At 28.5% G+C, this 239-nt stretch carries 1 protein-coding gene; it reads right to left on the reverse strand.

Annotated features, from left to right (window positions below; all coding sequences use genetic code 11):
- Positions 1-239: bacteriophage T4 gp5 trimerisation domain-containing protein (locus H2279_RS08855; protein WP_442862198.1), on the reverse strand; the 239-nt coding region annotated here is incomplete at both ends.

Raw genomic sequence — 239 nt, forward strand, 5'->3', positions numbered from 1 at the left:
CTTTTTTAATCCTTTCATTATAAATTCCATCTACCATAGAATCTTTATCATTTAAAATTCTTTGAGTGAAATTGTGCTGCACTAATTCATCATAATCCTTTTGGGCTTTTAAATAGATTTGTTCTTTATCTTTTATATTTGAGAAAGTGAGTTCATTTAAGCCTTCTTCATTTACACCTATAGTTTTAGAAGAAAGGGAGGTTTGATGATCATTAAAAGGAAGATTGACTAAGCTTGGA

The sequence above is a fragment of the Campylobacter sp. B0100352/1 genome (assembly GCF_020135855.1).
Classification (GTDB): Bacteria; Campylobacterota; Campylobacteria; order Campylobacterales; family Campylobacteraceae; genus Campylobacter_D; species Campylobacter_D taeniopygiae.